Source organism: Streptomyces sp. NPDC001549, assembly GCF_042894025.1.
GTDB lineage: Bacteria > Actinomycetota > Actinomycetes > Streptomycetales > Streptomycetaceae > Streptomyces > Streptomyces kutzneri.
On the sequence record NZ_JBIAVJ010000018.1, the window covers coordinates 77,323 to 98,699 of the forward strand.

Genomic DNA, 21,377 nt, shown 5'->3' on the forward strand with positions numbered 1-21,377 from the left:
GGTGCGCCCGCTGTCACTGCGGCCCCGTAGGGTTGGCAGTGCTATGACGAAGCCCTCCCTCCCCGACCTGCTGCACGCCGCCGTCTCCGCCGTCGGCGGCACGGAGCGCCCCGGCCAGGTGGCCATGGCCGAAGCCGTCGCCGAAGCGATCGACGACAACTCCCACCGGCTGATCCAGGCCGGTACCGGTACCGGTAAGTCCCTCGGCTACCTGGTGCCGGCCCTCGCACACGGCGAGCGCGTGGTCGTCGCCACGGCGACCCTCGCCCTCCAGCGGCAGCTCGTCGAACGCGATCTGCCACGGACGGTGGAGGCACTGCACCCGCAGCTGCGCCGCCGCCCTCAGTTCGCCATGCTCAAGGGCCGGTCCAACTACCTGTGCCTGCACCGCCTGCACGAGGGCGCTCCGCAGGACGAGGAGGACGGGCTCTTCGACCAGTTCGAGGCGGCCGCGCCCACCAGCAAACTCGGCCAGGACCTGCTGCGCATGCGCGACTGGGCGGACGAGACCGAGACCGGCGACCGCGACGACCTGACCCCGGGTGTTTCGGACAAGGCCTGGTCGCAGATCTCCGTCTCCTCCCGCGAGTGCCTGGGCGCGACGAAGTGCGCGTACGGCGCCGAGTGCTTCGCGGAGGCCGCCCGGGAGCGGGCCAAGCTCGCGGACGTGGTCGTCACCAACCACGCTCTCCTCGCCATCGACGCCATCGAGGGCGCCCCCGTGCTGCCGCAGCACGAGGTGCTGATCGTCGACGAGGCCCACGAGCTGGTCTCCCGGGTGACCGGGGTCGCCACCGGCGAGCTCACCCCGGGCCAGGTCAACCGGGCCGTGAAGCGCGCCGCCAAGCTGGTCGACGAGAAGACCGCGGACTCCCTGCAGACCGCCTCCGAAACCTTCGAGCGGGTCATGGAGCTGGCGCTCCCGGGCCGGCTGGAGCAGATCCCCGAGGACCTCGGCTACGCGCTGATGTCCCTGCGGGACTCCGCGCGCAATGTGATCTCGGCGATCGGCGCGACCCGGGACAAGTCCGTCCACGACGAGGACGCGGTGCGCAAACAGGCACTGGCCGCGGTGGAGAGCATCCACGGGGTGGCGGAGCGGATCACCAACGGCTCCGAGTACGACGTGGTCTGGTACGAGCGCCACGACCGCTTCGGCGCCACCCTCAGGGTCGCGCCCCTGTCGGTGTCCGGCCTGCTGCGCGAGAAGCTGTTCGAGGACCGCTCCGTGGTCCTGACCTCCGCCACCCTCAAGCTGGGCGGCGACTTCAACGGGGTCGCGGCCTCCCTGGGCCTGTCCCCCGAGGGGGTCGAGGGCGACGACGTACCCGTCTGGCGCGGCCTCGACGTCGGCTCGCCCTTCGACTACCCCAAGCAGGGCATCCTCTACGTCGCCAAGCACCTGGCCACGCCGGGCCGCGAGGGGACCCGCGGCGACATGATGGACGAGCTCGCCGAGCTGATCGAGGCGGCCGGCGGCCGTACCCTCGGTCTCTTCTCCTCCATGCGCGGCGCCAAGGCGGCCGCCGAAGAGCTGCGCGGCCGGCTCGACAACCCGATCCTGCTCCAGGGCGAGGAAACCCTCGGCGAGCTGATCAAGTCCTTCGCCGCCGACCCGAAGACCTGCCTGTTCGGGACACTGTCGCTCTGGCAGGGCGTGGACGTGCCCGGTCCCAGCTGCCAGCTCGTGGTCATGGACCGGATCCCCTTCCCGCGCCCCGACGATCCGCTGATGAGCGCCCGCCAGAAGTCGGTCGAGGAACACGGCGGCAACGGCTTCATGGCGGTTGCGGCCACGCATGCCGCGCTGCTGATGGCGCAGGGCGCGGGCCGTCTCGTACGGGCCTCGGGTGACCGGGGTGTCGTCGCGGTCCTGGACCCCCGGCTGGCGACGGCCCGGTACGGGAGCTTCCTGCGGGCCACGCTGCCGGACTTCTGGTACACCACGGACCGCAATCAGGTCCGGCGTTCCCTGGCGGCGATCGACGCTGCCGCTCACGCTGACGGCAAGTAGTTCTCGGGAGCACGAGCGACGACCATCAATGGGGCAACCCAAGCGGCGAGCAACGACATCCGCGAGAGCGGCGGCGGTTTAGCCGCAAAGAACAGAACAACCCCCGGAACCGGCGCAGTGGGTCCCGGGGGCTGTATGGGGGCGGCGGGGTCAGACCCGACGCAGTACCGCGACGACCTTGCCGAGGATCGTCGCCTCGTCGCCGGGAATCGGCTGGTAGGCGGCGTTGTGCGGGAGGAGCCAGACGTGGCCGTCCTCGCGCTTGAAGCGCTTGACCGTGGCCTCGCCGTCGAGCATCGCGGCGACGATGTCACCGTTCTCCGCGACCGGCTGGCGACGGACCGTGACCCAGTCGCCGTCACAGATGGCGGCCTCGATCATCGAGTCGCCGACGACCTTGAGCACGAACAGCTCGCCGTCGCCGACCAGCTGGCGGGGGAGCGGGAAGACGTCCTCGACCGACTCCTCGGCGAGGATCGGGCCGCCGGCCGCGATCCGGCCGACCAGGGGAACGTAGGAGGCGGCGGGCTTGCCGGTGGTGTCCGTGGGCTGCGAGCTCGGCTGGTCGGAGCCGCGCACCTCGTAGGCCCGGGGGCGGTGCGGGTCACGGCGCAGGAAGCCCTTGCGCTCCAGGGCCATCAGCTGGTGTGCGACCGACGAGGTGCTGGACAGACCGACCGCCTGGCCGATCTCCCGCATCGACGGCGGGTAACCCCGTCGCTGCACGGAGTCGCGAATGACTTCGATGACCCTCCGCTGCCGGTCCGTGAGCCCGGAGCTGTCGGCGCGGATGCCTGGAGGTCGACCTGGCAGCGAGCGTGCGGGGCGTACTACGGGTTCCGCATCCGGGTTCGGGTTTGCGTCGTTCATGGCATGCACCGGCTCGAGTCGGCTCTGGGAGCGGTTCTGGGCAGTGATGGCGGCACTGTCTGCGGTGGTGGTCACGTCGGCCCCTCTCGAAATGTTCTCCCTAGCTGGACAACGGTAGTAGCTTTCGAAAGGTTGCGCCAAACACACGTTCGAGTGAAAAATCGCAGATCGTCCTGTGTGGACATATCGAGGGGTGTATGGACGATCGGTTCGCCGAACGCGGGTTCGGCCCGGCATCCGCCGCTTACGGTACCCTTCCCGGTCGGATCGCCGCCTTTCGGGCGTGCGCCCAGTGTGGCACCGGCAGGCCCCGTGTCCGCCCATCGGACGCCGCGACACGCGGAGCCGTCTGAATCCGCCACAACCCAAGATCTAGTGGTTGGATGAGCGCTGCCACCCAGAGGTTGTGGTCCTCAGGTCTTCCGGGGGCCCCGTCATCGCATATGCTGGTGGCTGCTTCACGAGCCCCCGACGGAGTCCGCCTCCGTCGTTCAGGGGCTCCGTGAGGTGATTCGGTCGTGCCAAAAGGGAGGGTGAGGGAACCATGCACTGCCCCTTCTGTAGGCACCCCGACAGCCGTGTCGTCGACAGTCGCACCACGGACGACGGCACGTCGATCCGCAGGCGCCGTCAGTGCCCCGACTGCTCCCGTCGCTTCACGACGGTGGAGACGGCCTCGCTGATGGTGATCAAGCGCAGCGGAGTGACGGAACCCTTCAGTCGTACCAAGGTCATCTCCGGCGTGCGCAAGGCGTGCCAGGGGCGGCCGGTCACCGAGGACGCCCTCGCCAAGCTCGGCCAGCGGGTCGAGGAGGCGCTGCGCGCCACCGGGAGTGCCGAGCTGACCACCCACGACGTGGGTCTGGCCATACTCGGCCCGTTGCAGGAGCTCGACCTGGTCGCGTACCTGCGCTTCGCCTCCGTTTACAAAGCTTTCGACACCCTTGAAGACTTCGAGACCGCCATCGCGGAACTCCGCGTGTCGCGGCCTCATCCTGAAGAGTGCGAGCTCGGTGGGACCGCCCAGGTCCCCGTGCCCGCCTCCGCCGCCGACTGACCGGACCACCCGTGCCGGGGCGCTCACGCGCCGTGACACGGCCGGTCGGCCAGGCGAAGAGACGTAGATACAAGACACAGCACCGTGCCGCGGAATATCGATGGCACTTTAGGGCGTTTTTGCCCGCATATGGGAGGAAGCGGCATGACAGAGACGGCGAGCAGCTCGGCACGTGGTTCCCGCGCCAAGGGGACCAAGGCTGCCAAGGGCGGCCTGCGTATCGAGCGCATCCACACCACCCCGGGCGTGCACCCCTACGACGAGGTGAGCTGGGAGCGCCGTGACGTCGTCATGACCAACTGGCGCGACGGCTCGGTCAACTTCGAGCAGCGTGGTGTCGAGTTCCCCGACTTCTGGTCGGTGAACGCGGTCAACATCGTCACCAGCAAGTACTTCCGCGGCGCGGTCGGCACCCCGCAGCGCGAGACCGGTCTGAAGCAGCTGATCGACCGGATCGTGAAGACGTACACGAAGGCCGGCGAGGACTTCGACTACTTCTCGTCGCCCGCCGACGCGGAGATCTTCGAACACGAGCTGACCTACGCCCTCCTGCACCAGATCTTCAGCTTCAACTCCCCGGTGTGGTTCAACGTCGGTACGCCCCAGCCGCAGCAGGTCTCCGCCTGCTTCATCCTGGCCGTCGACGACTCCATGGAGTCGATCCTCGACTGGTACAAGGAAGAGGGCATGATCTTCAAGGGCGGCTCCGGCGCCGGCCTGAACCTCTCCCGCATCCGCTCCTCCAAGGAGCTCCTCTCCTCCGGTGGCAACGCCTCCGGTCCGGTCTCCTTCATGCGCGGCGCCGACGCGTCCGCAGGCACGATCAAGTCGGGCGGCGCCACCCGCCGCGCGGCCAAGATGGTCGTCCTGGACGTGGACCACCCGGACGTCGAGGCCTTCATCGAGACCAAGGTGAAGGAGGAGGAGAAGATCCGCGCCCTGCGCGACGCGGGCTTCGACATGGACCTGGGCGGCGACGACATCACGTCCGTGCAGTACCAGAACGCCAACAACTCCGTCCGCGTGAACGACGAGTTCATGACGGCCGTCGAGAACGGCACCGAGTTCGGCCTGCGTGCCCGTATGACCGGTGAGGTCATCGAGAAGGTCGACGCCAAGGCGCTCTTCCGCAAGCTCGCCGAGGCCGCGTGGGCCTGTGCCGATCCGGGCATCCAGTACGACGGCGTGATCAACAACTGGCACACCTGCCCCGAGTCCGGCCGCATCACCGCGTCCAACCCGTGCAGCGAGTACATGCACCTGGACAACACGTCCTGCAACCTCGCCTCGCTCAACCTGATGAAGTTCCTGAACGACGACGGCAAGGGCAACCAGTCCTTCGACGCCGAGCGCTTCGCCAAGGTCGTCGAGCTCGTCATCACCGCGATGGACATCTCCATCTGCTTCGCGGACTTCCCGACGCAGAAGATCGGCGACAACACGCGCGCCTTCCGCCAGCTGGGCATCGGCTACGCCAACCTCGGCGCCCTGCTGATGGCCACCGGCCACGCGTACGACTCCGACGGCGGCCGCACCCTCGCCGCGTCGATCACCTCGCTGATGACCGGTACCGCGTACAAGCGCTCCGCCGAGCTGGCCGCCATCGTCGGCCCGTACGACGGCTACGCCCGCAACGCCGAGTCCCACAAGCGCGTCATGAAGCAGCACGCCGACGCCAACGCCGTCGCGCCGCGCACCGAGGACCTGGACAACAGCATCTGGGCCGCGGCCACCGAGGCCTGGCAGGACGTCCTGCGCCTCGGCGAGAAGAACGGCTTCCGCAACTCCCAGGCCTCCGTCCTCGCGCCGACCGGCACCATCGGTCTCGCGATGTCCTGCGACACCACCGGGGTCGAGCCGGACCTGGCCCTGGTCAAGTTCAAGAAGCTCGTCGGCGGCGGCTCGATGCAGATCGTCAACGGCACCGTCCCGCAGGCCCTGCGCCGCCTGGGTTACCAGGAGGAGCAGATCGAGGCGATCGTCTCCCACATCGCCGAGCACGGTGTGGTCGTCGACGCCCCGGGCCTGAAGACCGAGCACTACTCGGTGTTCGACTGCGCCATGGGCGAGCGCTCCATCTCCGCGATGGGCCACGTCCGCATGATGGCCGCGATCCAGCCCTGGATCTCCGGCGCGATCTCGAAGACGGTCAACATGCCGGAGACGGCGACCGTCGAGGAGATCGAGGAGATCTACTTCGAGGCGTGGAAGATGGGCGTCAAGGCGCTCGCGATCTACCGCGACAACTGCAAGGTCGGCCAGCCCCTCTCCGCCAAGAAGAAGGAGGCGGAGAAGGAAGAGGTCACCGTCAAGGCGGAGGAGACCATCCGCGCCGCCGTCGAGAAGGTCATCGAGTACCGCCCCGTCCGCAAGCGCCTCCCCAAGGGCCGCCCGGGCATCACCACCTCCTTCACGGTCGGTGGCGCCGAGGGCTACATGACGGCGAACTCCTACCCGGACGACGGCTTGGGCGAGGTCTTCCTGAAGATGTCCAAGCAGGGCTCGACCCTCGCGGGCATGATGGACGCCTTCTCGATCGCCGTCTCGGTCGGTCTGCAGTACGGCGTTCCGCTGGAGACCTACGTCTCGAAGTTCACCAACATGCGCTTCGAGCCGGCCGGCATGACGGACGACCCGGACGTGCGGATGGCGCAGTCGATCGTCGACTACATCTTCCGCCGCCTGGCGCTGGACTTCGTGCCCTTCGAGACCCGCTCGGCCCTCGGCATCCACACCGCCGAGGAGCGCCAGCGTCACCTGGACACCGGCTCCTACGAGCCGCTCGAGGACGAGCTGGACACCGAGTCCCTGATGCAGGCGACCCCGCTGGCCGCGGTCCCGTCGGCGCCGAAGCCGGTCGCGGCCGTCCCCGTCCCGGCCCCGAAGACGGCGCACAGCAACGCCGAACTGGTCGAGATGCAGCTCGGCGTCTCCGCCGACGCCCCGCTCTGCTTCTCCTGCGGTACGAAGATGCAGCGCGCCGGCTCCTGCTACATCTGCGAGGGCTGCGGCTCGACGAGCGGCTGCAGCTGATCATGACGCCCTGCCGGGCGTGAGGTAGCTGTTCAGGTGGGGTGTTCGCGGTGACGCGGACACCGCACCGCGCGTTTCACCGATGCCGCGGTTGCACCGGGTGCGCATGCGGCCGAGCCGGCCGAGCCGGCCGTGCGGCTACTCGGCGTGTTCGGCTGCCGCGATGGCCTGCCGCAGAGTCCGGCGGGCCTGTGCCGAGTCCTCCGCGCGCCGGTCGGGGTGGGTGAGCTGTGTGCGCAGCTTGTCCAGCACTCCCGGACACGGGCGCAGCGAGCCGTCCGCGAGGGCGCAGGGCAGCACCTGCCGGATCAGGCTGGTGGACAGCCCGGCCGCCGGCAGGGCGCGGATCTGACCGACCGTCCGCTCGGCAGCATCGTCGTAGTCGCGGTATCCGTTGGCCCGATGCTGGACGAGGCAGGAGTGCACCGCGCGGTGCTCTTCAGTGCTCTGCCGCATCCCGAGCGGGCCACCGATCTGGCTTCCTTCCGGCGCGAGATGAGTGTGCCGGACGAGACGGTCAGCGGACGTGCCAGCGGTCCGGACAGCCACCGGGCCGCGGGGAGGAACTCGCGGCGGCGTGCGCGGCGTACCCCGATCGCTTCATCGGCTTCGGCAAGGTCCGACTGGATCAGCCGGCCGAGCGGATCGAGCTGGCAGTCGAGCGGGAGGCCATCGGCCGGGGCTTCCGGGGTATCGGTGAGCTGACCCCGCCGCACCCGTCCGTCCCCCTGGTGATCAGCCAACTCGGCGGGCCGAACTGGCTGACGGCCATCGAGCCGGCCCAGGAGACCCCGAACCTGTACCTGGAACTGTCGACGGACGGCGTCATCTTCGCGGTGCGGCTGGCGATCGACGAGGTGCCCGACCGTACTTTGTTCGGCTCGGACGCGCCGTACAGCGATCCGTTCCTCGCTCGGGCCACCGTAGAACGCGTGACCAGGCCGGGCACGGTGCGCGATCGCGTTCTGGGTGGCACCCTCGCGGAACCGCTCGGTCTTCGACCACCGGCACGGGTCAGTGGGGGATGCGGCGGGACGGACGGGTGACCAGCTCCTCGCGGAACTCGGCGATCCGGGAATGCACCTGGCGCATCAGGTGGGTGTCCTCGATGCGGTCCAGGTAGAGGCAGCGCGCGGCGAGCCCCGGCAGGTCGAAGGCGAAGCACAACGACATCAGCGGGTTCACGAAGAGCTCGCTGCCCCGTGTGCGGCTGGTGAACTGCACGTCGCCGAAGGAGCCCCGGACGGCCGCGGCGATCGAGCCGTTCACGATGCTGGGCCGGTCCGGGGTCTGCTCCTGGGCATGGGCCACCGCGTCCAGGAAGAGAGCGCCCTCCCTGGTGGCGCGCGGTATGGAGAACGCGCCGAGGTAGGCGCCCGCGCGCTCCAGCGCCGCGATGTTCTCCAGCACCAGGCCGTGACTGACGCCGTGGTACGCGTCCACACCGAAGCCCACCGACACGACGAGGCGCTCGGGTACGTCCTCCAGGGCGGCGAGTGCCGCGACGCTGGTGAGGTCCTCCTCGGGGGTGCCGAGGCCCGCTTCGTCGCCCCGCATCAGGATGTCCGTGCCGCCGTCGACCAGGACGATCGCGTCGATGCGGTGCAGGTCGACCAGCTCGCGGTAGGCGGCGCGCAGCGGCTGCACCCCGGTCTGGGGGAAGGCGTACACGGTGGCCGGGTAGCCGTGCGCCTCCAGCCACTGGGCCAGGGTCCGCTCGGGGAAATAGGACAGGTGGGGCGCCGAGTCAGGGGTGACGGCGGCCAGGTCGGGGGCCACCCACGCCTCGGTGGGCAGTCCGGCGAGCGCGCTGAAGGAGAGGTTCGCGAGGTGGACCCGCTTGCCCTGGTTCATGAGGGACAGGGCCACGGGGAGGCCGGCGTAGATGTCGAAGCCACCGCCCGCCCCGGTGACCAGGATGCTTTCGGCGTCGGTGAGGCGGTCGAAAAGCGGGTTGGAGTGCAGGGCCGTCATGCTGATCATTGTGCGGGGCGCGTGTGACAGCGCGCCTCCGGATTTCACGGCAGTGCGATGGCCGACGAGGCGGGGGAACAGGGAGGTGGTCATTCATGTGGAGCGGTGACGAGCTGGACCTGGACGCGTATCTGGACCGGATCGGATATCAGGGGGACCGGGAGCCGTCCGGGGAACTCCGGCCGGACCTCGGCACGTTGTACGCAGTGCACCGCGCCCACACCGCCGCCATCACCTTCGAGAGCCTTGACGTCCTGCTCGGCCGCCCCGTCGCGCTGGACCTCAAGTCGATCGAGGACAAGCTCGTGCACGGCCGCCGCGGCGGCTACTGCTACGAGCAGAACTCGCTGCTGGCCGCCGCCCTGGAGCGGATCGGCTTCGAGGTCTCCGGGCGCGGTGCCCGCAACCGCACCCGCGGGGACTCCGTCCTCGCGGTGACGCACGCCGTCCTCGTCGTCACCGTCGAGGGTGAACCGTGGCTGTGCGATGCCGGGTTCGGGTTCCAGGGGCCTCGGGAGCCGGTGCCGCTGGGCCGGCCGGGCGCCGAGGTGCGGCAGGGCGAGTGGACGTACCGCGTCCGCGAGGAGGAGGACGGCGTCCTCGCGCTGTGCCTGCTGCGCGGCGACACCTGGCGGGACCTGTACGCCTTCTCCCCGCAGCGATACCACCCCGTCGACTACGTCGTACTCAACCACTACAGCTCCAGCCACCCCACCTCCTCCTTCGTCGGGCGGCTGATCGTCCAGCGCCCGGGCGACGGCGTCCGCCAGGCGCTCGTCGGGCGGGAACTCACCCGGCTGCACCCCGACGGCCGGGCCGAGCAGGAGATCGTCGGCCCGGACGGGCTGCTTGCCGTGCTCGACCGGGAGTTCGGGCTTCGGCTGCCCAATCGGGACGCGGCGGAACTGGTGCGGATCCACCGCGCCGAGGACTGACCGGGGCCGCGCCTGGCCCGTACGATGGCGCCGTGCTGGTCAAGTGGATTCGCTGCACGGTGACGGACCGACGCGGGTTCGAGCGCGGGCAGCGAAAATGGGCGGGGCTGCCGGGTGAGCCGGGATTCCGGGGGCAGGGCGGCGGCTGGAGCCGGGGCCGGCAGGGGGTCGCGCATGTCTTCGCGTTCTGGGAGAGCCGGTCCTTCTACGACTCCTTCATGGCCCGCTCGCACGACCGGCTGGCCGCCTCCCAGAACGGCACCTACACCGATCTGCGGGTCACCCTCTTCGACCACCGCTTCGACGTGAAGACCGGCTTCGAGCCGCGCTTCACCGATGCCGACGTCGTACGGGTCGCGCACACGCGGGTCCGGGAGGGCCGGGTCGACCACTTCGCCCTCATGCAGGAGAAGGTGTGGAACCCGGCGATGGCGGGCTCGCCCGGGATGGTCCGCGGCCTCTTCGGGGAGGCCCCGGGCCGGGAGTTCCTGGTGCTCTCGATGTGGCACGCCGCCGCCGAGCACGGCAAGTACCGGCAGGAGCGGGTCGAGCGGCTCTCCCTGCGCGCCCAGATCCAGGCCGATGTCGAGGCCCTCACCGGCGATGTCGTCGACCTCGAACCCTCCTGGACGGTATGACCGTACGATGACCGCCGGGGATCGGTCGGCGTGCCCGGTCGGCGGGCTGCCCGGTTGCCGAATAGGCTCGTGGAATGGTTCGACCACGGCGCATCGTCCTTGTCCGACACGGGGAATCGGAGGGGAACGCCGACGACTCCGTGTACGAACGGGAGCCCGATCACGCCCTGCGGCTGACCCCTGCCGGGCGCGAGCAGGCGTCGGCGGCAGGCGTCCGGCTGCGCGAGCTCTTCGGCACCGAGACGATCAGCGCGTACGTCTCCCCGTACCGCCGCACCCTGCAGACCTTCCGGGAGCTCCGGCTGGACCCGACGCGGGTGCGGATGCGCGAGGAGCCCCGCCTGCGCGAGCAGGACTGGGGCAACTGGCAGGACCAGAACGACGTACGGCTGCAGAAGGCGTACCGGGACGCGTACGGCCACTTCTTCTACCGGTTCGCGCAGGGCGAGTCGGGGGCCGATGTGTACGACAGGGTCGGGTCCTTCCTGGAAAGCCTCTACCGCAGCTTCGAGGCCCCCGACCATCCCGAGAACGTGCTGCTGGTGACGCACGGGCTGACGATGCGGCTGTTCTGCATGCGCTGGTTCCACTGGTCCGTGGCCGAATTCGAGGCCCTGTCCAATCCGGGCAACGGCGAATTCCGGATGCTCCTGCTCGGCCCGGACGGCCGGTACCGGTTGGACCGCCCGTTTGAGCGGTGGACCACACCCGAGCCTTATGACCTGGACGGCTAGAGTGGCCCGCGATGACGCCTGATTCCACTCCCGAACGGCGCTACGCGCGCGCCATGGCCAGCCTTCGAGGGCTGGCGCTGGGTGACGCCCTGGGCTCCCAGTACTTCGTCCCCGTGAACTACCCCCTGCTCAAGCGGCGCGAGCTGCCCACCGGCGCCCAGGCGTGGCAGTGGACCGACGACACCGAGATGGCCTGCTCGGTGGTGGCCGTGCTGGCCGGGCACGGGCGGATCGACCAGGACGCGCTGGCGAGTTCCTTCGCCCACCACCACGACTTCGACCGTGGGTACGGGCCTGCGGTGAACCGGATGCTGCGTCTGGTGCGGGAGGGGCAGGACTGGCGCACGCTGGCTGCCGAACTGTTCAACGGGCAGGGCTCGTGGGGCAACGGCGCCGCGATGCGCATCGCGCCGCTCGGTGCCTGGTACGCCGACGACCCGGAGCAGGCCACCCACCAGGCGGAGATCTCCGCCTACACCACCCACCAGCACCGCGAGGCCGTGTGCGGGGCGATGGCCGTCGCCGCGGCGGCGGCACTGGCCGCGGGCTCCGACGGCCCGCCGAAGGCCTCCGACCTGCTGGACGGGGTGATCGCACTGGTGCCGCGCAGCGCGGTGGGCGCGGGGCTGCGGCGCGCGCGGGACATGCTGGACTACGGCGACGCCACCACGGTTGCGGCGGTCCTGGGCTGCGGGCGGCGTACGAGCGCGCACGACACCGTGCCGTTCGCCCTATGGTCGGCGGCGCGGGCGCTGGACGACTACGAGCGGGCGTTCTGGACCACCGCGCAGGTGGGCGGGGACGTCGACACGACCTGCGCGATCGTCGGCGGGGTGCTGGGCGCGCGCGGTGACGCCGTGCTGCCGGCCGCCTGGCTGGCGCGTACCGAGGCACTGCCGGCCTGGCTGCCGGAGGTCGCGGCGGGCTGACGCCCGTGGACCGATCCGACGGGACGCCGGGGAGCCGGTGCGGCTCGGCGCATGTCGGTGTCCCAGCCGTGTGCGGAGTGTTCGAGGCGCCCGGCGCCTCGGGCGCGTCCGCGCGCGGTGAAATATCCCACTCCGATTGTCACGGTCCTGCCACAGCACTCTTTTGATCCTGTTCAAAACTGCATGGCACCGGCCTACCCTGTCCGCATCGCCGCCCCAACCTGAACTCCGGGGCGGCCGAATGGGGAGGGAACCCGATGTCAGAGAACACCGGCGGGGCGGACGAAGCCCGGACGGACGACGTGGTCAACGCAGAGGCCACGGCCGGGGATTCGCCCGCGAGGCCGGATCCGGCCGACGGCAGACAGACCGGCGCGGCCGGCCCACCGCCGGGGGCGCAGGCCGGCCCTCGGCCGGGGGTGCAGACCGGCGCAGCGCCGGGGAACCCCTGGCAGGTGCAGCAACGCTCGGCCGCGCCCTCCTGGGCCACACTGGTGCGCCCCGCCGAGGCCGCCCCCATCCGGACCGCGACCCTCGTCGCCGTCCTCGCCTCCGGTCTCGCCACCGCGCTGCTGCTCGGCGACGGCATGGGCCCCGGCCTGCTGCTCGCGGTGGTGCCCGCCGTCGTCGCGGCGTACGTCGCCGCCCGCGCGGCCCGCCGCAGCGCCCGCCCCTGGACCGTGGCCTGGGTGATCGGCTGTCTCGCCCTGCTCGCCGTACCGGCCCTGCGTGACTCCGCCTGGCCGGCCACGCTGGCGATCCTGTCCGCCGTCCTGCTGGGCGCGCTGGCCCTGCACGGCAGCCGCACCTGGCCGGGCGTCCTGCTCAGCCCGCTCGGCTTCCTCGACGCCGCCGTGTCCGGGATCGGCTGGCTGGTGACGGGGCTGCGCCCACGTGGCGGGGTCAGCAAGGACCGCTGGCTGCCTGTCGCCAAGGCGACCGGTGTGGCCGTCGTCCTGCTGCTGCTCTTCGGCGGGCTGTTCGCCTCCGCCGACGCGGCCTTCGCCGATCTGCTGGGCGACCTGCTGCCCGACGTGTCGGTCGAGGACGGGCCCGTCCGGTTCATGCTCTTCCTCCTCGGCACCGTCCTCGCGCTCGCCGCGGCCCGCACCGCCGCGGCCCCGCTGCGCTGGGACCGGATCAAGGTGGCCCCGGGCAAGCCGCGCTCCCGCGTCGAATGGGCCCTTCCGCTCATCGTGCTCAACCTGCTCTTCGCCGGCTTCAACGCCGTCCAGCTGGCCGTCCTGTTCGGCGGCTACGACAAGGTCCTGGAGAGCACCGGCCTCACCTACGCCGAGTACGCCCGCCAGGGCTTCTGGCAGCTGCTCTGGGCCACCCTGCTCACCCTCGCCGTGATCGCGCTCGCCCTGCGCTGGGCCCCGCGATCCGGAGCGGGCGACCGCCGCTTCGTCCGGGTCGTCCTCGGGGTGCTGTGCGCGCTGACGCTGGTCGTCGTCGCCGCCGCGCTGCGCCGGATGGACCTCTACGTGGAGGCGTACGGGCTGACCAGGCTGCGTGTGTCGGTGGCCGCGATGGAGCTGTGGCTCGGGCTGGTCATCGTCCTGATCATGGCGGCCGGGCTGTTCGGCGGACGCTGGCTGGCGCGCGCGTTCGCGGCCAGCGCGGCCGCGGCCGTCCTGGCCTTCGGCCTGCTCTCCCCGGACGGGATGGTCGCCGAGCGGAACGTGGCCCGCTTCGAGGCCGACGCGAAGATCGACCTCTCCTACTTCCAGTCCCTGTCGGCGGACGCCGTTCCCGCCCTCGACCGGCTGCCCGAGCCGCAGCGGTCCTGCGCCCTGCGCGGGATCAACGACGAGATGGCCAAGGCCGGGGACGTCCCCTGGTACGCGATGAGCCTGGGCGAGTACCAGGCCCGGCAGATCCTGCGCGAGCGTCCGGTGACCGTCTCGTACGAGGTCTGCTCGCGCCTGGGCGCCTTCGGCAGCCGCGTCGAGTACTAGGAGGCCCCTGCGGGAGGTTCCGGGAAGGACACCTACGGGGCCGGGCGCGGGGATCGTTCCCCGCGCCCGGCCCCGGCCCCGTACGGAGGGCCTCGCTCAGGCGGCCGGACCTGCCTTCGCGGCGGCGCCGGCCAGGGCCTCCAGGTCGCTCTTGCGCACCCGGATCACCAGCAGGGCGGTGGCCAGGGCCAGGCCCGCCATGGCGACGGCGGCGTAGAACGCAGTGGAGATGCCGTGGGCGAGGACGAGGTCGCCCCACGGGTCGGGCAGGAAACCGGTCTCCTTGAAGGCGGCGATCTGTTCGGGGTCCGCCTGCGCCATGAAGGAGGGGACCTGCTTCGCGGCCTCGTCACGACTGGCCGTGCCGAAGACGGTGACCAGGATGGACAGGCCGAGCGAGCCTCCGACCTGCTGGCTGGCGTTGAGCAGCCCGGAGGCCGCGCCCGCCTCCTTCGGCGCCACGCCGGAGACGGCGGTGAGGGTGAGGGTCACGAAGTTGAGGCCCATGCCGAAGCCGAACAGCAGCATCGGCCCGAGCACTCCGGAGACGTAGGAGCTGTCGGTCCGGATGAAGGTCAGCCAGGCCAGCCCGGTTCCGGTGAGCGCGGATCCGAGGACCATGAAGGGCTTGGGCCCGAAGCGGGGCAGGAAGCGCTGCGAGAGGCCGGCGGCGGTGATGATGGCAACCGTCACGGGCAGGAAGCCGAGTCCGGACTGGATCGGGGAGAAGCCCAGTACGTTCTGCACGAACTGGACGATGAAGAAGAACATGCCGAACATCGCGGCGGCCAGGCCGAGCATGATCACGTAGGTGCCGGTGCGGTTGCGGTCGGCGAACATGCGCAGCGGGACGATCGGCTCGCGGGCCTGCGACTCGATGACGACGAAGAGTGCGAGCAGGACCAGGGCCGCGGCGAACGAGCCGAGGGTGATCGCGTCGCGCCAGCCCTTCTCCGCGGCGCTGATGAACCCGTACACGAGCGAGGCCATGCCGCCGGTGGAGGTGAGGGCTCCGGCGATGTCGAAGCGGCCGGGGTGGCGCTCGGACTCGGTGATGTAGAGCGGGGTGAGGACCGCGATCAGCACGCCGATCGGCACGTTGACGAAGAGGACCCAGCGCCAGTCGAGCCACTCGGTCAGCATGCCGCCGGCCAGCAGGCCGATCGCGCCGCCTCCCGCGGAGACGGCGGCGAACACCCCGAACGCCCGGTTCCGCTCGGGGCCTTCCGGGAAGGTCGTGGTGATCAGGGCGAGCGAGGTCGGCGAGGCGATCGCGCCGCCGACCCCCTGCAGGGCGCGGGCCGCGAGCAGCTGCCAGGGCTCCTGGGCGAAGCCGCCGAGGAGGGAGGCCAGGGTGAAGAGCAGGATTCCGGCCAGGAACACGCGGCGTCGGCCCAGGATGTCGCCCGCCCGGCCGCCGAGCAGCAGCAGGCCGCCGAAGGTGAGGGTATAGGCGCTGAGCACCCACGAGAGGTCGGTGGTGGTGAAGTCGAGGGCGCTCTGGATGTGCGGGAGCGCGATGTTCACGATCGTCGCGTCGAGGACGACCATGAGCTGGCACGCGGCGATGACGGCGAGCGCCACTCCGGGGCGCCCCTCCCGGCGTGCCGCGCCCGGTATCCGGGGCGTGGCGAGTTGAGAGCTTGTCACTGAGGATCCCCCCCAAAGTGAAATAGTGAACGCATTCGTTCACTGCGGGTCCACGGTAGGAGTCGCGCCTTAGTGAACGCAAGCGTTCACTAAGGCTGAAAATATGTGCGCCGAACGCACAAGCCGGTCGGAGGCGGGGAGATGGTGGGTTCGCGCTGGTCAGCGGCGACGCCGGGGCGACGGCGGGGTCCGGAGCTCGAACGGGCGATTCTCGACGCCGCGTTGGAGCAGCTGAGCACGGTCGGCTGGAACGCGCTCACCATGGAGGGTGTCGCGTCCGGCGCGCAGACCGGCAAGGCCGCGCTCTACCGCCGCTGGCCGTCGAAGGCGGACCTGGTGGCCGATGCGCTGCGCAGCGGCCTGCCGCGGATCGGTGACATTCCCGACTGCGGTTCGATCCGCGAGGACCTCTACCTGCTGTGTGTGGGCACGCGGGACGTGATGCACTCGCGCGCCGGGCAGGCTCTGCGGTCAGTGCTTCACGAATGCGATCACATGCATGCCGATCGGTTTCACGGAGTCATCTGGTCCGGTCTGCACGAGCCGGCCCAGCGCCTGATCAGGGAGCTTGTGGGGCGCGGAATCGGGCGGGGCGACGTGCGGCCGGACGCGACTGGTCCGTTTGTCGTGGATGTCATTCCGGCGATGCTGATGTACCGCGCCAAGGTGTGCGGAAGCGAATGGGAGGACGCGGACATCGCGGCGCTGATCGACGAGGTGATGGTGCCGCTGCTCAGGGTGTGAGACGCGGCGGGGGTGGCGCGGGGCGCGCGGAGCGGGGTGCGCGTCCGATCTCGGGCGGGTCGGACCGGGGCGGGGGTGTGAAGTCGGCTCGGGGCGGCGTAACCTTGCTGGCGCCATGCCGTACGAAGCACCCACCCACACCGTCGAACGCTCCCTCCGTGCAACCACCGGCGCCAAGGTCATCGCCGGGGTCGACGAAGTCGGACGAGGGGCCTGGGCCGGACCCGTCACCGTGTGTGCGGCGATCACCGGCCTGCGCCGGCCGCCCGCCGGGCTCACCGACTCCAAACTGCTCACCCCCAAGAGGCGCGACGCCCTGCACGACGTCCTGGAGGGCTGGGTCACCGCGTACGCGCTCGGGCACTCCTCGCCCGAGGAGATCGACGACCTGGGGATGACGGCCGCCCTCCGACTGGCGGCGGAGCGCGCGCTGGAGGCACTGCCGGTGCGGCCCGACGCGGTGATACTCGACGGTAAGCACGACTATCTCGGCCCGCCCTGGCGGGTCCGTACGGTGATCAAGGGCGACCAGTCCTGCATCGCCGTCGCCGCGGCCTCGGTCATCGCCAAGGTCCGCCGCGACCGCATGATGGCCGAACTCGGGGAACGGGGCGGTGGAATCGAGGACTTCGCCTTCGCCGCCAACGCCGGATACCCCTCGCCCGTACACCGGGCGGCGCTGGAGGAGCTGGGGCCCACCCCCTACCACCGGCTCTCGTGGTCGTACCTCGACGCGCTGCCCAGGTGGCGCCATCTCAAGAAGGTGCGCCGCAGCGAGGAGTCGATGGAGCTGGAAAACGGAGGCCAACTCGGCTTCGATTTCTGATCGCACGTGTGTGCCACCGACCGGTACGTTTCGTACCGGTGTTTGATAGATATCAACTCATGCCTCTCACCCCCGCCATCGAGGAGCCTCAGATTCACGAGAGTGCCCAGGGTCCCCGCGTCACGCCGGCCGCGAGCCGCACCGCGCAGACCCCCCGCCCTGTACCTGGTCCGCGTCCCGCCGCCGTACCGCGGCCCGGCCGCCCCGGTCCCGCCAGGCCCGCACCGCCCGCGCAGCGTGCGCCGCAGGCCACCCCCGGACCCGTTCCCGCAGCCCCTGCCGCTGCCCACACCGCACCGTCCGTCTCCGCGGCGGTGCCGCAGATCCAGCTGATCCCGGCCTCCGCCGAGGGCGCGCTGGACGCGGCCGAAGAGGCCGTCGACCTGCTGCTCGACACCGGGCGCGCGCCCGGCGACATCCTGGTGCTCACCAGTGGCGACCCGCACCCGTGGGCCGCGCACGAGCTGTCCTTCGGCGAGGCCGCGTACTGGGCCCTGCACGACGCCGGGGACGACGTCTTCTACGCGGACGCGGCGCAGGCCCAGCGCGCCGCCGGCCGTCCCGTCGTGGTCTTCGCGGCCAACGGCGGAGCGGTCGACACCGTCGCGGGAGCCCTGCCGGTCGCGCTCACCCGGGCGGGTGCGCTGCTGATCGTGTGCGGCGACCCGCAGCAGATCAACTCCGTGCTGGGTGCGGGCGTCTGACGCCCTGTACCCCGGCACGGGCGAGGGGCGGGGCGGGCCATGGGCCGGCCCCGCTGAAGCCCGCGCCGGGGTCCGAGTCGGAGCCTGAGGCCTGAGCCGCCGTACGCCCGTTCCCGGGTGTACGGCCGTGAGGCATGCCCGCACGCAAGGCGGCGACCGTGCCGTTGTACGAGTGACAGCCGCACGCGTGGCAGCCCCGCGGTGCAGCTGCGAGGTGGCAGCAGCGCGGGCGCGGGCCGTACCCGTGGGGTTGTACCCGGGGGCCCTGCGGGGGTCAGCGTGCGGCGGTCCGCCGCAGTGCCTCGACCGCGCCGCCCCCGGTGTGCAGGGCCAGCGGAGAGAACTCGGCCACGGCGTCGCCCAGGCGCTGCGGCCGCGAGTCGGAGCTCGGGCGCCGGCCGCCACGGCCCTCGCCCAGCACCTGCCAGCCGCCGTGGGTCAGCGTGATGTACGCGCCGCAGCGCAGGCCGTGCAGGGTGCAGGCGTCCCGCAGCCCCCACATCCACGCGCCGTCCTCCTCGGTCCACCGCTCGTCGCCCTCGCGGCAGTAGAGCAGCACCGCCGTCCGCACGGGGGTCCGTCTGCGCAGGTCGTGCGGGAGGACCCGGCGCAGCCGGGACAGCAGGGCGTTGCGGTACTCCCAGCCGTCGGCCGAGGCCGACCGCTGCACGAAGGAGGCGCTCGCCACGAGCTGCTCCTCCGGCCCGAGGACGGCGATGACCGCCGTCGAGGGCACGGGGCTGTGCCGGGAGTGCAGCCCGCTGACGACCTCGCGCGGATTGCGGAGCAGTGGAATGCCCGCCGCCGTCCATTCCGCGGGTTCCAGCAGTCTGCCGTGCCGGCTTGTGCCGCCGGTGGCTGTTGCCAGGAACGAGCTCGGGGGCGGCGCGAATCCGAAGGTCACGGTCCTCCCTTCGGGTACACGCCCGCGAACGGGCACGGTGGAGTCAGGGCGCGGCCCAGGAGGGTGCCGAGGAGCCGAGCGGGAGCACCCCAATTCTCGCGTGGCTTCTGAGCGTGCGGCAACGAGCAATTGACGCCGCCGACCGGAATTCGCCGGTATGCCGTTCATATCCTTGCCCCGCCACGCCGAAGATGACGCATTCGGCTAGCCCTGAAGCGCCAGCACCAGCGGGAACACCTCTTTCGCGCCTGCCCGCCGCAGCAGCCGGGCGGCCACAGCGACGGTCCAGCCGCTCTCCGTGCGGTCGTCGACGAGCAGCACCGGGCCCGCGGACTGCGCCAGCGCATCGGCCAGCTCCGGGGGCACGGTGAGGGCTTGGTGGAGCCCCCGTACCCGCTGTGCGCTGTTCGAGGACACCGATCCGAACTCCGGGGCCTGGTCCGTGTAGGCGAGCGCGCCGAGCAACGGCATCCGCCCGATCTCCGCGATCCGCGCGGCCAGCGAACCGATCAGCTGGGGGTGGCTGCGTGAGGGCAGGGCAACCACGCCCACCGGCCGGCCCGGTGCGTCCGGCGCCCCCGAGGCCCAGCCGCCGGGGCCCCGGGCCCAGTCCGCGAGCACCGCGACCACGGCCTGCGCGACGTCGTCCGGAACCGGCTGGTCCGGAGCTTGCGGGGCCAGCATCGGGCGCAGCCGGTTGCCCCATCCGATGTCGGACAGCCGGCCCAGCGCCCGGCCCGTCGAGGCCTGCTCCCCGGCGGGGATGCGCCCCTTGAGGTCGACGCCGACCGCCGCGAGCCCGGTCGGCCACATCTTGCGGGGCTCCAGCTCCACGCCCGGGCGGCCGAGTTCACCGCGCGCGGTGTCCAGCGCGGTGGTGGAGACCTCCGCGGTGAACCGGGCGCCGGCGCAGTTGTCACAGCGGCCGCAGGGCGCCGCCTCCTCGTCGTCGAGCTGGCGGCGCAGGAACTCCATCCGGCATCCGGTGGCCGCGGCGTAGTCGCGCATGGCCTGCTGTTCCGTGGCCCGCTGGCGGGCGACCCACGCGTAGCGCTCGGCGTCGTAGGCCCAGGGCTCGCCCGTCGAGGTCCAGCCGCCCTTGACGCGGTGCACGGCGCCGTCGACGTCGAGCACCTTGAGCATGGTCTCCAGCCGGGTGCGGCGCAGATCGACCAGCGGCTCCATGGCGGGCAGCGACAGCGGCCGGCCTGCCTGGGCCAGGACGTCGAGCGTGCGGCGCACCTGCTCCTCCGGAGGGAAGGCCACCGAGGCGAAGTACTGCCAGATCGCCTCGTCCTCCCGGCCGGGGAGCAGCAGGACCTCCGCGTGCTCCACGCCACGGCCCGCGCGGCCGACCTGCTGGTAGTAGGCGATGGGGGAGGAGGGCGAGCCGAGGTGCACCACGAAGCCCAGGTCGGGCTTGTCGAAGCCCATCCCGAGGGCGGAGGTGGCCACGAGCGCCTTGACCCGGTTCGCCTGGAGGTCGTCCTCGGCCTGCTGCCGGTCGGCGTTCTCCGTCTTGCCGGTGTACGAGGCCACGGTGTGCCCCCGGTGGCGCAGGTAGGCGGTGACCTCCTCGGCGGCCGCCACGGTCAGCGTGTAGATGATCCCGGAGCCGGGCAGGTCCCCGAGGTGGTCGGCGAGCCAGGCCAGCCGGTGCGCCGCGTCCGGCAGGGTCAGCACCGCCAGGCTCAGGCTCTCGCGGTCCAGCGGGCCGCGCAGCACCAGAGCGTCCGTACCGGCCCCGGTGCCGAGCTGTTCGGCGACGTCGGCGGTCACGCGGGCGTTGGCCGTGGCGGTCGTGGCGAGCACCGGGACACCCGGCGGCAGGTCGGCCAGCATGGTGCGCAGCCGGCGGTAGTCGGGGCGGAAGTCGTGACCCCAGTCGGAGATGCAGTGCGCCTCGTCGACCACGAGCAGCCCGGTGGCGGCGGAGAGCTTGGGGAGGACCTGGTCGCGGAAATCAGGGTTGTTGAGCCGCTCCGGACTCACCAGCAGGACATCGACCTCGCCCGCCGCCACCTCGGCCTGGATGCCCTCCCACTCCTCGGGGTTGGCGGAGTTGATGGTGCGGGCACGGATCCCGGCCCGGGCCGCGGCCTCGACCTGATTGCGCATCAGCGCGAGGAGCGGGGAGACGATCACGGTGGGGCCGGCGCCGTTCGCCCGCAGCAGCGAGGTGGCGACGAAGTACACCGCCGACTTGCCCCAGCCGGTGCGCTGTACCACCAGCGCCCGCCGCTTGTGCGCCACGAGGGCCTCGATCGCCCGCCACTGGTCCTCGCGCAGCCTGGCGGCGCCCGTGGGGTCGCCCACGAGACGGGCTAGTACGGAGTCGGCCGAGGACCTCAGGTCTGCGTTCATGCCCCCATGCAACCTGATGCCTCCGACATCGCGCCAATGC

18 protein-coding genes are annotated in these 21,377 nt (G+C 71.3%); 12 read left to right on the forward strand and 6 right to left on the reverse strand.

The window, feature by feature from the left end; genetic code table 11:
• Nucleotides 1-43: 43 nt before the first annotated feature.
• Nucleotides 44-2,014, forward strand: coding sequence for an ATP-dependent DNA helicase (locus ACFY04_RS26740; RefSeq protein WP_389120314.1), 1,971 nt, complete (start codon nucleotides 44-46; stop codon nucleotides 2,012-2,014).
• A gap of 150 nt (nucleotides 2,015-2,164) precedes the next feature.
• On the opposite strand, the gene lexA is transcribed toward ACFY04_RS26740, so the two are convergent.
• On the reverse strand, nucleotides 2,165-2,959 hold the full coding sequence (lexA, locus tag ACFY04_RS26745) for a transcriptional repressor LexA (protein ID WP_389120315.1): 795 nt from the start codon (nucleotides 2,957-2,959) through the stop codon (nucleotides 2,165-2,167).
• 469 nt (nucleotides 2,960-3,428) lie between these two features.
• Between lexA and nrdR the strand changes: the two genes are divergently transcribed.
• On the forward strand, nucleotides 3,429-3,941 hold the full coding sequence (gene nrdR, locus ACFY04_RS26750) for a transcriptional regulator NrdR (protein WP_389120317.1): 513 nt from the start codon (nucleotides 3,429-3,431) through the stop codon (nucleotides 3,939-3,941).
• A 144-nt stretch (nucleotides 3,942-4,085) separates the two neighbouring features.
• Nucleotides 4,086-6,974, forward strand: a complete 2,889-nt coding sequence (locus ACFY04_RS26755) for a vitamin B12-dependent ribonucleotide reductase (RefSeq protein ID WP_389120318.1) — start codon at nucleotides 4,086-4,088, stop codon at nucleotides 6,972-6,974.
• Nucleotides 6,975-7,112: 138 nt separating this feature from the next.
• Here the strand turns inward: ACFY04_RS26755 and ACFY04_RS26760 are convergent, their stop codons facing one another.
• Nucleotides 7,113-7,430 (reverse strand): MerR family transcriptional regulator, encoded by a 318-nt coding sequence (locus ACFY04_RS26760; RefSeq protein WP_389120321.1) that lies wholly within the window; start codon nucleotides 7,428-7,430, stop codon nucleotides 7,113-7,115.
• Nucleotides 7,431-7,705: 275 nt separating this feature from the next.
• Between ACFY04_RS26760 and ACFY04_RS26765 the strand changes: the two genes are divergently transcribed.
• Nucleotides 7,706-8,020 carry an amidohydrolase family protein gene (locus tag ACFY04_RS26765; RefSeq protein WP_389120322.1) on the forward strand — a complete coding sequence of 105 codons (315 nt, stop codon included), beginning with the start codon at nucleotides 7,706-7,708 and terminating at the stop codon, nucleotides 8,018-8,020.
• Here ACFY04_RS26765 and ACFY04_RS26770 read toward each other — a convergent pair.
• Entirely contained in the window at nucleotides 7,989-8,948 is a 960-nt protein-coding gene (locus tag ACFY04_RS26770; RefSeq protein WP_389120325.1) for a DUF1152 domain-containing protein, read from the reverse strand. The two genes, ACFY04_RS26765 and ACFY04_RS26770, sit on opposite strands and share 32 nt — an antisense overlap.
• A 95-nt stretch (nucleotides 8,949-9,043) precedes the next feature.
• Between ACFY04_RS26770 and ACFY04_RS26775 the strand changes: the two genes are divergently transcribed.
• From ACFY04_RS26775 to ACFY04_RS26795, 5 genes are all read left to right on the forward strand, one after another.
• Nucleotides 9,044-9,883 carry an arylamine N-acetyltransferase gene (locus tag ACFY04_RS26775; RefSeq protein WP_389120327.1) on the forward strand — a complete coding sequence of 280 codons (840 nt, stop codon included), beginning with the start codon at nucleotides 9,044-9,046 and terminating at the stop codon, nucleotides 9,881-9,883.
• A 32-nt stretch (nucleotides 9,884-9,915) separates the two neighbouring features.
• Complete coding sequence (locus ACFY04_RS26780; protein ID WP_030008846.1) at nucleotides 9,916-10,521, forward strand: YdbC family protein; 606 nt, start codon at nucleotides 9,916-9,918, stop codon at nucleotides 10,519-10,521.
• A gap of 74 nt (nucleotides 10,522-10,595) precedes the next feature.
• The gene (locus tag ACFY04_RS26785; RefSeq protein WP_389120329.1) at nucleotides 10,596-11,255 is read left to right on the forward strand and encodes a histidine phosphatase family protein; all 660 of its coding nucleotides are present in this window, start codon (nucleotides 10,596-10,598) and stop codon (nucleotides 11,253-11,255) included.
• An 11-nt stretch (nucleotides 11,256-11,266) separates the two neighbouring features.
• On the forward strand, nucleotides 11,267-12,184 hold the full coding sequence (locus ACFY04_RS26790; protein ID WP_389120330.1) for an ADP-ribosylglycohydrolase family protein: 918 nt from the start codon (nucleotides 11,267-11,269) through the stop codon (nucleotides 12,182-12,184).
• A gap of 257 nt (nucleotides 12,185-12,441) precedes the next feature.
• The gene (locus ACFY04_RS26795) at nucleotides 12,442-14,145 is read left to right on the forward strand and encodes a DUF4153 domain-containing protein (protein ID WP_389120333.1); all 1,704 of its coding nucleotides are present in this window, start codon (nucleotides 12,442-12,444) and stop codon (nucleotides 14,143-14,145) included.
• A 96-nt stretch (nucleotides 14,146-14,241) separates the two neighbouring features.
• Here ACFY04_RS26795 and ACFY04_RS26800 read toward each other — a convergent pair whose 3' ends face one another.
• Complete coding sequence (locus tag ACFY04_RS26800) at nucleotides 14,242-15,795, reverse strand: MFS transporter (protein ID WP_389120335.1); 1,554 nt, start codon at nucleotides 15,793-15,795, stop codon at nucleotides 14,242-14,244.
• Nucleotides 15,796-15,936: 141 nt separating this feature from the next.
• Between ACFY04_RS26800 and ACFY04_RS26805 the strand changes: the two genes are divergently transcribed.
• From ACFY04_RS26805 to ACFY04_RS26815, 3 genes are all read left to right on the forward strand, one after another.
• Nucleotides 15,937-16,539 (forward strand): TetR/AcrR family transcriptional regulator, encoded by a 603-nt coding sequence (locus ACFY04_RS26805; RefSeq protein WP_389120336.1) that lies wholly within the window; start codon nucleotides 15,937-15,939, stop codon nucleotides 16,537-16,539.
• Between the two features lie 115 nt (nucleotides 16,540-16,654).
• Nucleotides 16,655-17,365 (forward strand): ribonuclease HII, encoded by a 711-nt coding sequence (locus ACFY04_RS26810; protein ID WP_389120338.1) that lies wholly within the window; start codon nucleotides 16,655-16,657, stop codon nucleotides 17,363-17,365.
• A gap of 59 nt (nucleotides 17,366-17,424) precedes the next feature.
• Nucleotides 17,425-18,069 (forward strand): hypothetical protein, encoded by a 645-nt coding sequence (locus ACFY04_RS26815; RefSeq protein WP_389120339.1) that lies wholly within the window; start codon nucleotides 17,425-17,427, stop codon nucleotides 18,067-18,069.
• Nucleotides 18,070-18,343: 274 nt separating this feature from the next.
• Here ACFY04_RS26815 and ACFY04_RS26820 read toward each other — a convergent pair whose 3' ends face one another.
• Both ACFY04_RS26820 and ACFY04_RS26825 read right to left on the reverse strand, forming a co-directional pair.
• On the reverse strand, nucleotides 18,344-18,973 hold the full coding sequence (locus ACFY04_RS26820) for a hypothetical protein (RefSeq protein ID WP_389120340.1): 630 nt from the start codon (nucleotides 18,971-18,973) through the stop codon (nucleotides 18,344-18,346).
• A 204-nt stretch (nucleotides 18,974-19,177) separates the two neighbouring features.
• On the reverse strand, nucleotides 19,178-21,337 hold the full coding sequence (locus tag ACFY04_RS26825) for a RecQ family ATP-dependent DNA helicase (RefSeq protein WP_389120343.1): 2,160 nt from the start codon (nucleotides 21,335-21,337) through the stop codon (nucleotides 19,178-19,180).
• Between the last annotated feature and the right edge of the window lie 40 nt (nucleotides 21,338-21,377).